Origin of the sequence: Micromonospora cynarisoli, from assembly GCF_030518815.1 — a bacterium.
Taxonomy (GTDB): Bacteria; Actinomycetota; Actinomycetes; order Mycobacteriales; family Micromonosporaceae; genus Micromonospora; species Micromonospora wenchangensis.
The window spans coordinates 635,751-651,147 of record NZ_CP130426.1 but is presented as its reverse complement, the minus strand read 5'-3'; the positions used below and the strand labels follow the sequence as shown (position 1 = coordinate 651,147).

5 protein-coding genes are annotated in these 15,397 nt (G+C 74.5%); all 5 read right to left on the bottom strand.

Going from position 1 to position 15,397, the window contains the following annotated elements; all coding sequences use genetic code 11:
* Positions 1–104: 104 nt before the first annotated feature.
* From Q2K16_RS02415 to Q2K16_RS02395, 5 genes are read right to left on the bottom strand one after another with little or no spacing between them, the layout of a single operon-like run.
* On the bottom strand, positions 105–5,621 hold the full coding sequence (locus Q2K16_RS02415) for a non-ribosomal peptide synthetase/MFS transporter (RefSeq protein ID WP_302743317.1): 5,517 nt from the start codon (positions 5,619–5,621) through the stop codon (positions 105–107).
* The gene (locus tag Q2K16_RS02410; RefSeq protein WP_302743316.1) at positions 5,618–8,737 is read right to left on the bottom strand and encodes a non-ribosomal peptide synthetase; all 3,120 of its coding nucleotides are present in this window, start codon (positions 8,735–8,737) and stop codon (positions 5,618–5,620) included. The genes Q2K16_RS02415 and Q2K16_RS02410 overlap by 4 nt, the downstream gene beginning before the upstream one ends.
* Entirely contained in the window at positions 8,734–8,922 is a 189-nt protein-coding gene (locus tag Q2K16_RS02405) for an MbtH family protein (RefSeq protein WP_088646413.1), read from the bottom strand. Before Q2K16_RS02405 ends, Q2K16_RS02410 begins: the two co-directional genes overlap by 4 nt.
* A complete protein-coding gene (locus Q2K16_RS02400; protein WP_302743315.1) occupies positions 8,922–9,875 on the bottom strand; it encodes a TauD/TfdA family dioxygenase in 954 nt (317 codons plus the stop codon). The genes Q2K16_RS02405 and Q2K16_RS02400 overlap by 1 nt, the downstream gene beginning before the upstream one ends.
* A gap of 25 nt (positions 9,876–9,900) precedes the next feature.
* Positions 9,901–15,378, bottom strand: a complete 5,478-nt coding sequence (locus Q2K16_RS02395) for a type I polyketide synthase (protein WP_302743314.1) — start codon at positions 15,376–15,378, stop codon at positions 9,901–9,903.
* Positions 15,379–15,397: the final 19 nt, after the last annotated feature.

Below are 15,397 nucleotides of genomic sequence, written 5' to 3'. Positions count from 1 at the left end.
GCGACGTACGCCCCCGGGGCGGCACCGTCCCCGGGGGACCCGCCGCAGTCGGGGGACCCGCTGCCGCGCGGGCACGACCGGCGTCGTCGTGCCCGCGCGGGTGGTCAGCCGGCCACCGACGCCGGTTCCGGGCGGGCCTTCGCCCGCTCGGCGAGCCGCCGCTGCCGCTCCTGCGCCCCGATCAGGTCGTCGGGGAGCGAGTCGGGCACCTCGATGTCGAACCGGCGCAGCATCCGGATCGCGAACCCGCCGAGCGTGATCAGCACCAGGGCCAGCCCGAAGCAGACGTACGCGAAGCCGATGCCCCGGCCCGGACCGGTGCCGATCACCGCGCCCACCGAACCGGCGAGCGCCCCGCCGTCGGCGAGCATCGGCTCGAACAGCGCCGTCGCGCCCGGGGCGAGCAGCGCGAAACCGATCGGCAGGGTCGACCAGGAGATCGTCTGGTTCAGGCTGAACACCCGGCCGTGGAACCGCTGCGGCACCTTCACCTGGACGATCGTGGCGTAGATCGACTGGGCGGTGGTCATCGCCATCGCCAGCCAGAACGCCCCGAAGGCGATCATGATGACGGAGGCGTCCAGGCCGATGAGCACACAGCCGACGGCCGTGCCCAGGTTGCCGATCAGCACCCCGATCATCCGGCGGTGCCGGGGCCCGCCCCACAGGGACATCAGCACTCCGCCGGCCACCGCGCCGATCGCCTCGGCGAGCGCCACCTGCGCCACCTGGGTGGCGTTGCCGAACGACAGCACCAGCGGGGTGGTGAGCACCAGCGCCGGGGCGAGGAAGACGTTGCCCAGCGCGAAGTAGCCGAGCATCAGCCGGAAGCCCCGGTGCCGCCACGAGTAGCGCAGGCCGTTGGCGATCGCCACCAGCAGCCGTTCCCGGGGCCGCCAGCCGAGCAGGTCGGGGAACCGGACCACGGCCAGCGTCAGCACCGCCACCAGATAGCTCGCCACGTCGATCAGCAGGATGCCCTTGAGGCCGATCGCGGCGAGCAGACCGGCCGCGAAGACCGGCATCAGCAGCATCGCGAAACCACTGGAGAGCTGGGTGATGCCCATCGCGTGCCCGAGGTAGCGCTTCGGCACCAGCTGCGGCACCGCCGACTGGAAGGCGATCCGCTGGAACGACCCGGCCACCTGGCTCAGCGCCACCAGCCCGTAGATGTGCCACAGGGCGAGGTTGTCGGTCCAGAGCAGGGCGGCGAGGACGAGCTGGATGGAGCCCGACACGCAGCTCGCGATCATCATGATCCGTCGCCTGCTGACCCGGTCGGTGAGCGCGCCGGCCACCGGCAGCATCAGCACCCCGCAGATCAGCGCCAACGCCCACAGCAGGCCCAGGTCGGCCACCGACCCGGTGCGGGTGAACAGCCAGATCGGCAGGGCGAACGCGGTCAACGCCGAGCCGGTGGTGGAGACGAGCTGCCCGGCGGTGACCGCGACGAACCGGGCCATGCTCGGCTTCACCACCGTCGGGGCCGGCCGGTCGGCGTCACCGATGCGCTGGTGGTCGGCGACCACCCAGCCGGCGTCCTCGCCCCGGGCCGCCGGACCGAGCGCCGCGACGTCCCCGGCCCGCACCGCCGGGTGCACCTGGGTGACGATCTCGGCCAGTTCGTCGGCCCGGTACTTGAGGAAGAAGTGGCCGGCCTGGTCGAGCACCACCAGGCCGAGGGTGTCGCTGAGGAACTGCCACTCCGCGTACCGCTCGGTGTGGTAGTCGGTCACCGGGTCCTCGGAGCCGACCACCGACACGATCGGCGCACGCAGCTTCGCCGCGCCCCGGTCGAGCAGCCCGGTGAAGTACTCCTCCGACGCGCGGGAGTCGGCCCGCATGTTGCTGATGATCCGGTCGGCCTGCTCCGGCTCCAGCTCGTCGGTGTCCACCCCCATGCTCTTGAGCCAGCTCGCGTAGTGCCGGTTGCTGCTGAGCTGCTCCAGCCGGTTGCGCAACGCCGCGAAGGCGCCCTTCGGCCGGGCGAACGGGAACATCGCCCCGATGTAGACGACCTCCAGCTCCCGCCCGGCGGCCTCCACCTTGCGGGCCACCTCGGCGATGATCGCGCTGCCCACCCCGCAGTGGCCGTAGAGGGCCAGCGGGCCCTCGATCCGCTCCACGATCTCGGCGGCCACCCGGCTGGTCAACTCGTCGAACGGCAGGGCGTCCTCGGTCAGCCCGACGTCGTGACCGGGGATGGCCAGCGACCACAGCGCGTGCCCGGCGGGCAGCGCGTCGGCCAGCGGCTGGTAGACGATGGCGCTGCCGCCGCCGTACGGGACGCAGACGTAGCTGAGCACCCGCCTGCCGGCCGGAATCGGCTTGGTCAGCTCGTAGAGGAGCCGACGCGGACCGGCCGCCTCGGCGTCACCGGTCATGAACGCGGCCAGCTCCCGGATGGTGCGCTGCTGGAACAGGTCCATCACGCCGACCGCCCGGCCACCGTGCTCGGCCCGGCGGATCTTCGCCACCACCTGGGTGGCGAGCATCGAGTGCCCGCCCAGGTCGAAGAAGTCGTCGTCGATGCCGAGCGTCGGCACGCCCAGCACCTCCGACCAGATCCCGGCGAGCAGCCGCTCGGTGTCGTCACGCGGCTCGACCAGGGCCACCGACGCCTCGCGGGTGACCACCGGCGCGGGCAGCGCCCGACGGTCGAGCTTGCCGTTCGGGGTCAGCGGCAACGCGTCCAGGGTGACGAACGCGGCCGGCACCATGTACTCCGGCAGGGTCTCCTTCAGCGCCGCCTTCAACGCGGCGTGCTCGGCCGCGCCCACCAGGTACGCGGTGAGCCGCTTGTCGCCGGGGCTGTCCTCGCGGACGATCACCGCCGTCTCGGCCACCCCGGGCTGCTCGCGCAGGGCACTCTCGATCTCGCCCAGCTCGATACGCAGGCCACGCAGCTTGACCTGGTGGTCGATCCGGCCCAGGAACTCGATCACCCCGGCCGGATCGGCCCCGGTCGTCGACCCCGCCGGGTCGGGCACCCAGCGGGCCAGGTCACCGGTGCGGTACAGCCGTGCCCCCGGCTCGCCGGAGAACGGGTCCGGGACGAACCGCTCGGCGGTCAGCGCCGGCCGCAGGTGGTAGCCACGGGCCAACCCCACCCCGCCGATGTGCAGCTCACCTGCCACCCCGACCGGGCACTCCCGGCCGGCCGGGTCGAGCACGTGCAGCCGCAGGTTGGCGATCGGCCCACCGATCGGCACGCCGGTCAGCCCGGCCAGCAGTGCCGGGTCGCAGTGCCAGGCGCTGACGTCGATCGCCGCCTCGGTCGGGCCGTACAGGTTGTGCAGTTCGCAGTGCGGCAGCCGGGCGGTGAAGTCGACAGCCGAGGCCAGCGGCAGCTCCTCGCCGGAGCAGATCACCCGCCGCAGCGCGGTGGCCGCCTCCACCCCCTCCTCGGCCAGGAACACCGTCAGCATCGACGGGACGAAGTGGGCGGTGGTGACCCGCTCGGCCACCAGCACGTCGCGCAGGTAGCCGGCGTCCTTGTGGCCGCCGGGCTTGGCCAGCACCAGCCGGCCGCCGGTACGCAGCGGCCAGAAGAACTCCCACACCGACACGTCGAAGCTGGCCGGCGTCTTCTGCAACACCGCGTCGTCGGCGTCGAGCCGGTAGGTCTTCTGCATCCAGTCGAGCCGGTTGACGATGCCCCGGTGGGTGTTCGGCACCCCCTTCGGGCGACCCGTCGACCCCGACGTGTAGATCACGTACGCCAGGTGTTCCGGGCCGGCCAGCGGGGTCGGGTCGGTCTGCGGCTGGTCGGCCCAGACCGTCGGGTCGTCCAGGGCCAGCACCGTCGCGTCGACAGTGGGCAGCACGTCGCGCAGCTGTTCCTGCACCAGCACCACAGGCGCGGCGGCGTCGGTCAGCATGAAGGCCAACCGGTCGGCCGGGTACTCCGGGTCCAGCGGCAGGTACGCCCCGCCGGCCTTGAGCACCCCGAGCAGGCCGGCGACCAGCTCCACGGAGCGTTCCGCGCACACCCCGACCAGGGTCTCCGGGCCGACGCCGGCCGCCCGCAGCCGGTGCGCCACCCGGTTCGCCGCGGCGTTGAGCTGCGCGTACGTCGTCGAGACGCCCTCGATGGTGACCGCCACCGCGTCCGGGGTGGCCGCCGCTGCCGCCTCGATCGGGCCGTGCAGCGTCTCGGCGGTCGGGAAGTCGGCGGTGGTGTCGTTCCAGGACGCCAGCAGCTCCCGCTCCCCGGCGGGGAGCAGGTCCAGCGCCGACACCGCCACCTCCGGGGTGGCCGCGACCGCGCGCAGCAGGGCGCACCAGCGGTCGGCCATCCGCTCCACGGTGGTCCGGTCGAACAGGTCGGTGTTGAAGACCAGCTTGCCCCAGAGCCCGTCGACGGTCTCCACGGCGTGCAGCTCGAAGTCGAAGCGGGTGGCCCGCAGCTCCATCGGGGTCCAGTCGAACGTCACGTCGGTGGCGTCGGAGACCCCGGTGAACCGGCCCATCTCGTAGTTCTGCAACACGAACATCGCCTGGAACACCGGCGAGCGGCTGACGTCGCGGGGCAGGCCCAGCTCGTGGACCACCTTCGCGAACGGCACCTCGGCGTGCTCGAAGCCGTCCAGCACGCTGCGCCTGGTGCGTTCCAGCAGCTCGGTGAAGGTCGGGTCACCGGCCAGCTCGGCGCGCAGCGGCAGCATGTTGATGAACATGCCGACGACGTTCTCCAGCTCCGGGGCGGACCGGCCGGCCACCGACGCGCCGACCGCGAAGTCCTCCTGGCCGGCGTGCCGGGCCAGGAACACCTGGTAGGCGGCGAGCAGCGTCATGAACAGGGTGCCGCCGGACTCCCGGGTCAGCGCCGTCAACCGTCCCGTCTCCGCCGGGTCGAGCCGGAACTCGACGAAGTCGCCCCGGTAGGTCTGGGTGGCCGGGCGGGGCCGGTCCAGCGGCAGCTCCAGCGGGGTGATCCCGGCCAGCCGGGACTTCCACCAGTCCAGGTGCGACCGGGCCGCCGGGCCGCCCAGCTCCCGGGCCTCCCAGACGGCGAAGTCGCCGTACTGCACCGGCAGGGTGGGCAGTTCGCCACCCCGGTAGGCGGTGATCAGGTCGCGCAGCAGCACGTCGACCGACCAGCCGTCGCCGACGATGTGGTGCTTGCTGAGGAACAGCACGTGGTCGTCGGCGGCCAGCCGGATCAGCAGGGCCCGCAGCAGCGGCCCGGCCGCCAGGTCGAACGGCGCGAGCGAGGCCGCCTCCACCAGTTCCTGCGCGGCCCGCTCGTCCGGGGCGTCGACGACGGTCAGCGGCACCTCGACCGCGTCGGCGATCACCACGGTCGGCTTGCCGTCGGCGTCGGCGGGGAACCGGCTGCGCAGCGACTCGTGCCGGGCGGTCAGCGCGGCCAGGGCGGCGCGCAGCGCCGTGACGTCGAGCGGGCCACGCACCCGCAGCGGCACCGCGATGTGGTATGCCGCCTCGCCCGGGGCGAGCTGGTCCATGAACCAGACCCGCTCCTGGGCGTACGACAGCGGCACCTCGGCGTCGTCGGGCCGCGGCGTGATGCGGGCGGCGGGGGTGGCCTGCCGTCGGCGCAACCGTTGGGCGATCAACGCCGCCCGGGCGGCCTCCCGGGAATCCTTCAGGTCCGTCATGCGGGGGTGTCCTTCTCCGCCGCCAGCAACGCGGCGACCTCGGTCTCGGAAAGGTCGTCCAGTTCGGCGGCGATCTGCGCCTCGATCTGGGCGGCCAGGTCGGCCACCACGGGGCTGCCGAACAGCGCCCGCATCGGCAGGTCGACGTCCACCTCGGCGCGGATCCGGGCCATCGCCCGCATGCCGCGCAGCGAGTTGCCGCCGAGGGCGAAGAAGTCGTCGAGCGCGCCGACCTTCTCCACCTGGAGGATGTCGGCGTACACCTCGGCGACCAGGGTCTCGGCGTCGGTGCGGGGCGGGACGTAGCCGTCGCCGGCCACGGACTCCGGTGGGGCGGGCAGCGCGGCCCGGTCCAGCTTGCCGTTCGGGGTCAACGGCAACGCGTCGAGCCGGACGAACGCGGCCGGCACCAGGTGCGCCGGCAGCTCCCGGGCCAGCTCGGCGGCGAGGTGCGCCTCCTCGGCGGTGCCGACGTGGTAGCCGACCAGGGTCGGCTCCCCCGAGTCGGTGCGGACGGCCACCGCCGCCTGGTGCACCTCGGGGTGCTCCCGCATCGCCGCCTCGATCTCGCCCAGCTCGATCCGCATCCCCCGCACCTTGACCTGGTCGTCGCGGCGACCCAGGTAGTCGAGGGTGCCGTCGGCCCGCCACCGGGCCAGGTCGCCGGTGCGGTACATCCGCTGCCCCGGCGGGCCGTACGGGCAGGGCAGGAACCGCTCGGCGGTCAGGCCGGGCCGGCCCAGGTAGCCCCGGGCGAGCTGGGCACCGGCGACGTACAGCTCGCCGACCACCCCCGGCGGGACCGGCTGCCGGTCGGCGTCGAGCAGGTACACCCGGCTGGGGGCGGTGGGCCGGCCGATCGACACCGGGCCGGCGGGCACCGGCTGCCCGGGGGCGAGCCGGGCGGCGACACAGCCGACGGTGGCCTCGGTCGGGCCGTACTCGTTGATCACCGCCACGTCCGGGTGCGCGGCCCGCCAGTCGGCGAGCTGCTCCCCGGTGAGCGCCTCGCCGCCGATCACCAGGTCGGTGGTGGGCGACAGCGCCTCCTCCAGCAGCGGCAGGTGGCTCGGGGTGACCTTGAGGAAGGCCGGCCGTCCACCCACCCGGGCCGCCGGGGAGTCGATCCCGGCCAGCCGGACGGTGCCCCCGGCGGTGAGGGGGCCGAGCAGCCCGGTCACCGTCAGGTCGAACGAGACAGGCGAGTGCAGCAGGGCGGTGCCGGCCAGCCCCGGGTAGGTGTCCCGGGCCCAGGCCAGGTAGGCGACGATCGCCCGGTGCTCCACCACCACGCCCTTGGGTCGGCCTGTCGAACCGGAGGTGTAGAGCACGTAGCCGGGGTGTTCCGGGCGCAACGGCGCGACCCGGTCGGCGTCGGTGAGGTCCGCCCCGGCCCCGTCGGCGTCGTCGGCGGGCCGGGCGGCACCGTCGACCAGCAGCGCGTCGGCCGGCACCAGGGCGGCGGTCTCCGGCACGGCCAGCACCAGCGCCGGCGCGGCGTCGGTGAGCAGGTAGCCGATCCGGCCCGCCGGGTAGCCGGTGTCCACCGGCACGTACGCGGCCCCCGCCTTGAGCACGGCCAGGATCGCCACCAGCAGCTCCGGGCCGCGCGGCAGGGCCAGCGCCACCCGGGTCTCCGGGCCGGCGCCCCGCCCCACCAGCACCCGGGCCAGCCGGTTCGCGGCGGCGTTGAGCTGCGCGTACGTCAACGTGACGTCCTCGCATGCCAGGGCGGTGGCATCCGGGGTGGCCGCCGCCTGCCGCTGCACCTCGTCGACCACGGTGGCCGACGGGCCGGCCGTGGCCGCCCCGGCCCACCCGCCCAGCACCAGGTCCCGTTCGGCGTCGGCGAGCAGCGGCAGCGCGGAGACCGGCTGCCGCGGGTCGGCCACGGCCGCGTCGAGCAGCCGGACGTAGCGGGCCACGACCGCCTCGGCGGTGGCCCGGTCGAACAGCGCGGTGCGGTAGACCAGCCGGCTCTCGCCGGTGGTGATGTCGAACGCCAGGTCGTCCTTGGTGGTGCCCAGCTCCACCGGGTCCAGCCCCGAGTCGGGGATGAAGTTCAGCGCGGTCTGGAAGATCGGCTGCACCGACGGGTCCCGTTCCGGGGCGACCGCCTCGACGATCGCCTGGAACGGGGTCTGCCCGTGTTCCAGGGCGTCGACCAGCCCGTCGCGGACCCGGCCGAGCAGGTCGGTGAAGCGCGGGTCGCCGCCGACGTCGCAGCGCAGCGCCACCGGGTTGACGAACATGCCGATCAGCGGGGTCAGCTCGGCGGTCTCCCGGCCCGCGGTGGAGACCCCGACCACCACGTCGGTGTCGCCGGAGATCCGCGACAGCAGCGCCGCGAAACCGGCAAGCAGCACCATGTACGGGGTCGCCGCCGACCCGGCGGCCAGCCGGGTGATCCGGTCCAGCAGCCCGGCGGGCAGGTCGAAGCGCACCTCGTCACCGGCGAAGCCGAGCTGCGCGGGGCGGGGCCGGTCCAGCGGCAGGCCGGTGGCCTTCGGGGCACCGGCCAGGTGACCGGTCCAGAAGGCGAGTTGCCGCTCCCGTTCCGGGCCGGTGAGCTGGTCGCGCTGCCACACCGCGAAGTCGGCGTACTGGATGGGCAGCTCCGGCACGCCGGTCGACGCGGTCCGCGCGAACGCGGCGATCTCGGCGCCGAACAGCACCGCCGAGTGGCTGTCGAAGACGGCGTGGTGCACCACCAGCAGCAGCGTCCACCCCTCGTCGAAGCGGATCAGCCGGGCCCGCCACAGCGGTGGCGCGTCCAACGGGATCGGGGTCCGGGCCAGCTCGGCGCGCAGCGCGTTGGACCGCCGCACGCGCTCCGGCTCGGGCAGCCCACGCAGGTCGTCGACGGGCAGCCGGGGCGGCTCGTGCTCCCGGACCACCTGCACCAGGGTGCCGTCGTCGACCCGCAGGTGGGTGCGCAGCGCCTCGTGCCGGGCGACGACCTGGCCGAACACCTCGGTCGCCGCCTCGGCGTCCAGGTCGGCGGGCAGCCGGCACGGCACCGACACGTTGTAGACCGGGGAGGACGGGTCGAGCTGGTTGGCGATCCAGACCCGTTCCTGGGCGAACGAGGCGGGGAAGGTCCACTCGCGGGTCATGCCGTCTGCTCCCGTACCGAACGCGGGCGCATGTCGGTCCAGACCTCGTCCACGTGGGCCAGGCACTCCTCGCGGCTGCCGGTGAAGCCCGCGTCGTGCCAGCCGGCGGGCAGGTCGCGGTCGGCCGCCCAGATCGAGTACTGCTCCTCGTCGTTGCGCACGACCAGGAATCGGGTGTCGGCCATCAGTTCGCTCCAGCGGTGTCGGGGGTGTGCGGTTCGGCCATCGCGACGGCGATCTTGCGGGGGCCGGTGAACGGCTCCCGCCCGTGCGCGGCGGTCATGTTGTCGACCACCAGCACGTCGTCGCGCCGGTAGTCGAAGCGGACGCTGGCGGCCCGGTACGCGGCCCGCAGGTGGTCCATCACGTCGGCGGGGATCTCACCGCCGTCGCCGTAGTAGGTGTTCGCCGGCAGACCCTCAGGGCCGAACATCGCCAGCAGCCCCTCCTGGTAGTCCTTCGGCAGGGTGCTCAGGTGGAAGAAGGTGGCGTGGTTGAACCAGCGCGGGGTGTCCGAGCCGGGCCGCTGGTGCACCACGTCGCGCACCGCCCGGGTGCGCAGCCCGTCCTTGCCCACCCACTCCAGCTCGATCCGGTTCGCCGCCGCGTACGCCTGCACCTGCGCCCGGTCGTCGGTGCCGAAGACGTCCTGCCAGCGGGTGCCGAAGTCGGCGTGGAAGTTGCGCACCAGCAGCCAGCGCCGCCTGACGAACTCCTCGCGCACCGCCGGGTCGATCTCGGCGTACACCCGGCGCACGTCGGCCAGCGGGGTCGCGCCGAGGGTCTGCGGCGCGGTGAGGCAGTAGAAGAACAGCGTCAGCGGCCAGCGCGCCTGGTACGAGTTCTCGTTGTGCAGGAAGATCTCCTCATCCGGCGGGTAGTCGGTCGAGGTGTAGACCTTCCCCTTGATGGCGTGCCGGGGCGAGGACCGCTCGGTGTAGGTCAGCGGCTCGCCGGAGAACGCCCGCACCACCGCGTCGAAGCCGTCCACCCCGCCCACGTCGAAGCCGCGGAACAGCAGCCCGCCGTGCGCGACGAGGGTGGCGCGCAGTTCGGCCCGGCGGCGGTCGATCAGCTCGGTCAGGGCGGTGCCGTCGTTCTCGACGACGACCGGCAGCGTGGCGATCGTGTCGCTCATTGCGTGGTCTCCTGTTTTCTCGACGTCAGGCGCGGGGTAGCCGCGGGATGGCGGGGATGGTGGCCGGCGCGGCCGGTTCGTCGGCGGCGGCGGCCCGCAGCTGGGTGATGCGTTCGGCCAGGCCGGCCACGGTCGGGGTCTCGAACAGGCTGCGCATCGGCAGCCGGACCCCGGTCGCCTTGCGCATCGCGGCGATCAGCTGCACCGCGACCAGCGAGTTGCCGCCGAGGGTGAAGAAGTCGTCGTCCACCCCGACCTCGGCCACCCCCAGCCCGTCCCGCCACACCCCGGCGATGGTGATCTCCAGCTCGGTACGCGGAGCCGCCGAGCCGCCGCCGGTCGCCGTCGCGGCGGCGGTCGACGGCTCCGGGTCCTGCTCCAGGCTGTCGGTGGTGACCCGGGAGGCCCGCCGCCGGATGTCCGCCACCGTCCGGGTTGCGATCACCACCTGCGGGCCGAGGCCGGCGGTGAGGCTACGCCGGAACGCCTCCGCGCCGTCGACCGGGCGGATGTCCTCGGTGAGGGCCCCGGCCGCCGGTTCGGCCGGGGTCGCGTCGGCGGTGCCGGTCAGCCCGCCGGTGACCGCGCCCTGGTCGACCCGGCGCAGCACGAAGTCGCCGATCGCGACGAGTTCCCGCCCCTGCGGGTCGGTCAGCGACAGGTCGGCGGCGACCACCTCGTCGGTGGCGCTGGCCCGGTGCCGCAGGTGGCTGTGGAACACCGCCGGCAGCGGCCCGCGCACCACGATCCGCCCGTACGACAGCGGCAGGTAGGTGCCGTCGCCCTGGCCCCGGCCGAACGCGGTGGCCACGTCGAGCAGCGCCGGATGCAGCCCCCACGCGGGCAGGTCGGCCCGGACCGGCTCCGGAGCCTCGATCCGGGCGAGTTCCTCGCCGTCGCCGAGCCGGTGCTCGGCCAGTGAGGCCCAGCGCGGGCCGAAGGTGAGCATGCTGGTGCGTCCCCGACCGAACGAGGCGTCGTCGTCGACCCGCCGGCCGTCGACCACCGGCACCCGGGCCGGCGGGGCGGCCTCCACGGTCCAGCCGGCCGATCCGCGCACGTGGGTGCGGAGCTGGCCGGCGGAAAGGCTGCGGACGGCGAAGTCGACGCCGTCCTCGGCGGCGGTCAGCTCGACCCGGTACTGGGCGACGGTGCCCTGCGGCACCGCGAACGGCTCCAGGAACACCACGTCGCGCAGCTCCACCACGGCCTGCGGCGCGGGGGCGGGCAGCCCGGCGGCCACCGCGGCCCGCGCCGACTCCAGGTGGGCGGTGCCGGGCACCACCGGCACCCCGCCGATGCGGTGCTCGTCGAGCAGCCAGTGGGTGTCGGCGGACACCAGGCCGTGCAGCACCGTCGAGTCCGGGCCGACCACCTTCGTGGTGAGCACCGGGTGCTCCACCGGCGTGGTGACGGTGTCCCGGCCGGCGGCCCGGAACGCGGCCGGCGCGGCGGTCTCCACCGCCATGCCGACCTCCGCCCAGCCACCCCAGTTCTGCGACAGCACCGGGGCCCGGAAACCCGCGCCGGAGCGGGCGAACGCGTCGAGGAAGGCGTTCGCCGCGCAGTAGTCGACCTGACCGAAACCACCGATCACCGACGTGATCGAGGAGCACAGCGCCACGAAGTCCAGCGGCAGGTCACCGAAGACCTCGGCCAGGGCGAGGGTGCCGGTGAGCTTCGGGGCGAGCACCCGTTCGGCCTCGGCCCGCTCCTTCACCTCGGCCATCCCGCCGCCGGGCAGGCCGGCGGCGTGCACGATGCCGTCCAGCCCGCCGAACTCGGCCTCCACGGTGGCCCGGACCCGGCGCAGGTCGGCCGGGTCGGTGACGTCGGCGGCGAGCACCAGCACCGTCGCGCCGGCCGCCTCCATCCGGCGGATCGCCGCGATGGCCCGGCCGGCCCGGTCCGCGCCGCCGTGCACCGCCAGGTGGTCGTCCCACCGCTCGCGCGGCGGCAGCCCGGAGCGGGCCAGCAGCACCAGCTTCGCCCCGGCCCGCCGGGCGAAGTCCTCGGCGAGGGTGACGCCGATGCCGCCGAGGCCACCGGTGACCAGGTACCGGCCGCCGTCGCGCAGCGCCCCCGACCCGGTCTCGGCGGCGACGGTGACCTGCTCGTAGCCGGTCACCCAGCGGCGGGTGCCGCGCAGCGTCACCTCCGCCCGCTCCGGGTCGACCGGGCGGCGCAGTTCGGCGGCGAGCGCGTCGACCCCGTCGCCGGCCGGGTCGGCGTCGACCAGCCGTACGGCCAGGCCTGGCAGTTCGGCCGGCAGCACCCGGGCCAGGCCGGCGAGGGTGGCGTGCTCGGGGCGGACCAGGTCGACGCCGGTGACGTCGCCGACGCCTGCGGTGACCAGGTCGAGGGTGAGCGGCCGCTCCTCGGCGGTCGCCCCCGCCCCGGCGAGCGCCTGCACCAGGTGCAGGGCGTCGAAGAAGCCGCGCTGCTGGGCGTCCCAGGCGGCGGTCGCGTCGAGGCCGGCCGGTGCGCCGTCCAGGGCGAAGGCGTGCACCAGCCGGGTCGGCACGCCGCCTGCGGTCAACGCCGCGACCAGCGCGTCGTGGTCCTCCCGGTGGCCGGGGCGCAGCCGGTACCCGTCGTCGGTCGCCGCGAACGCCGCGCCGGGGCGTACCACGACCGGGTCGTCGCCGGCGGCCCGCAGCGCGTCGACCAGGGCGTCGCCGCGCGGACCGGCGGCGAGGACCAGGCAGCGGCCGCCGGGCACGGTCGCCGGGTCGGCGGCGGCCTGCCGCCACACCGGCACCGCGAACCACCGCTGAAGCGGCTGCGGGCCGGCGTCGGCCGGGGCGTCGGGCACCGCCGCCACCGGGTCCGGGTCGGCCCAGTAGCGCAGCCGCTCGAACGGGTACGTCGGCAGCGGCACCCGCCGGGCGGCCGGGTCGGCGTCGAGCCGCACCCCGGTCCCGGCGCACCACAGGGCGGCGGCGCTGGTGAGCAGGGTGGCCAGGTCGCCGGTGGACTCGCCGGGGCCGGGCAGGCTGCCCAGCGGGGTCAGCGCCCGCTGCGCCGGGGAGCCCTTGGCGACCTGCATCCGGGCCAGGTTGGCCAGTTGCCGGCCCGGACCGCACTCCAGCAACACCCAGGTGCCCGCGCCGAGCAGGGTCGCCACGCAGTCACCGAAACGCACCGGTTGGCGCAGGTGCGCCGCCCAGTACGCCGGGTCGGTGGCCTGTTCGGCGGTGATCCAGGTGCCCGTCACGTTGGACAGGAACGGGACGGCCGGCGCGTGCAGCGGCACCGTCGCCATCAGCGCGGTGAACTCGGCCAGGATCGGGTCCATCATCGGCGAGTGGAACGCGTGCGAGGTGCGCAGCGGCTTGCTCTTGTTCTTGCCGCCAAGGCTGTCGGCGAACGCGGCGACGGCCTCGCTCTCGCCGGCCACCACGCAGGTGCCGGGCCCGTTGACGGTGGCGATGGACAGCCCCTCGGGCAGCCGGGCGGCGACCTGCGTCTCGTCGAGCGACACGGCCAGCATCGCCCCCGCCGGCAGCGACTGCATCAACCGGCCCCGGGCGGCGACCACCCGCAGCGCGTCGGGCAGGGTCAGCACCCCGGCGACGGTCGCGGCGACGTACTCGCCGATCGAGTGGCCGATCATCGCCGCCGGGCGTACGCCGGCCCGCTGCCAGTGCAGCGCCAGGGCGTACTCGACGACGAACAGGGCCGGCTGGGTGTAGCGGGTCTCGGTGAGCTTCTCCGCCGCCTGCGGGTCCCGACCGAGGATCAGGTCCCGCAGGTCCAGGCCCAGCTCGGGCCGGAGCAGCGCCGCGCACTCGTCGACGGTGGCGGCGAAGGCCGGCTCCTCGGCGTAGAGCTGCGCGCCCATCCCGGCGTACTGGGCCCCCTGGCCGGAGAAGAGGAACGCGGTACGCGGCGCCGCGCCGTCGACCACCCCGGACTGGCGGCGGCGCGGGGTGCGCAGCGCGGTCACCGCCTCGGCCAGGTCGGTGGCGACCACGGCCACCCGGTGCGGGTACTCCTGGCGGCCCACCCGCAGCGTGTGCGCCACGTCGGCGAGCAGTTCCGGCCCGCCGTCGGTGGTGGCCGCCAGGTGGTCGGCGAGCCGGGTGACGGCGCTGTCCAGCGCCGACGCGGTCTTCGCCGACACCGTCAGCAGGTGCGCGGGGCGGACCCGCCGGTCAGCCCGGTGGGCGGTCGGGGCCTCCTCCAGGACGACGTGGGCGTTGGTGCCGCCGATGCCGAACGAGCTGACCCCGGCCCGGCGCGGCCCGCCGTCGGTGTCCCACTTGGTCAGGGTGTTCGCCACGTAGAACGGGGTGTCGGCGAAGTCGATGCCCGGGTTGGGGGTCTCGTAGTTGATCGTCGGGGGGATCAGCCCGTGCTCCATCGCCAGCACCGTCTTGATCACGCTGACGATGCCGGACGGCTGGCTCAGGTGCCCGATGTTGGACTTCACCGAGCCGATGCCGCACCAGCCCCGCTCGTCGGTGTCCCGGGTGAACACCGCCGACAGGGCGGCCACCTCGATCGGGTCGCCCAGCGCGGTGCCGGTGCCGTGCGCCTCGACGTAGCTGATGCTGCGCGGGTCGACCCCGGCCATCCCGACCGCCTGGGCGATCGCCTCGACCTGCCCGTCGACGCTGGGGGCGGTGAAGCCGACCTTCCCGGCGCCGTCGTTGTTGATCGCGTTGCCCAGCACCACCGCGCGGATCGTGTCGCCGTCGGCGACCGCGTCGGAGAGCCGCTTGAGCAGGGTCACCCCGACGCCGCTGCCCCAGACCGTGCCGTTGGCCCCGGCGTCGAACGGCCGGCACCTGCCGTCGGGCGAGGTGAAGCCGTCCATGCCCAGGTAGCCGACGTGCGGCAGCTCCACGTTGACCCCGCCGGCCAGCGCCATGTCGCACTCGTGGTTGCGCAACGCCTCGCAGGCCAGGTGGAAGGCGACGAGCGAGGTGGAGCAGGCGGTGTGCACGGTCAGGCTCGGCCCGCGCAGGTCCAGCCGGTAGGACACGTTGGTCGCCACGTAGTTGGGCGAGTTGCCGGTGGCCAGCGAGACCGCGCCGTGCGGGTTGCCGCCGACGCGCTTGTTGCGCAGCACGTACCGGTGCAGGTAGGTGTTGCCGCCGGTGCCGGCGTACACGCCGACCGCCCCGGGGTAGCGGGCCGGGTCGTAGCCGGCGTCCTGCAACGCGGTGTAGCAGCTCTCCAGGAACAGCCGGTGCTGCGGGTCGGTCATCTCCGCCTCGCGGCTGGTCATCCCGAACAGCCCGGCGTCGAAGGTGTCGTACCCGTCGATCAGCGGCGCCCGGTTCACCCAGCCCGGGTCGTCGACCTCCTCGACGGTCGCGCCCCGGGCGAGCTGCTCGTCGCGGCTCAGCTCGGTGACCGACTCGACGCCGTCGACCAGGTTGCGCCAGAACTCGTCGACGTCGGCGGCACCGGGCAGCCGGGCGGCGAGCCCGACGATGGCGATGGGTTCGATGCCGTCGTCGGTGGGCGGCGCGGTGGCGATCTCGTTCTGCATCGGGGTTGTCCTTTGTCGC

Excerpts from the sequence above, each read along its gene's own strand:
- Q2K16_RS02415 (WP_302743317.1), bottom strand. The coding sequence starts at position 5,621 with ATGACGGACCTGAAGGATTCCCGGGAGGCCGCCCGGGCGGCGTTGATC.
- Q2K16_RS02410 (WP_302743316.1), bottom strand. The coding sequence starts at position 8,737 with ATGACCCGCGAGTGGACCTTCCCCGCCTCGTTCGCCCAGGAACGGGTC.
- Q2K16_RS02405 (WP_088646413.1), bottom strand. The coding sequence starts at position 8,922 with ATGGCCGACACCCGATTCCTGGTCGTGCGCAACGACGAGGAGCAGTAC.
- Q2K16_RS02400 (WP_302743315.1), bottom strand. The coding sequence starts at position 9,875 with ATGAGCGACACGATCGCCACGCTGCCGGTCGTCGTCGAGAACGACGGC.
- Q2K16_RS02395 (WP_302743314.1), bottom strand. The coding sequence starts at position 15,378 with ATGCAGAACGAGATCGCCACCGCGCCGCCCACCGACGACGGCATCGAA.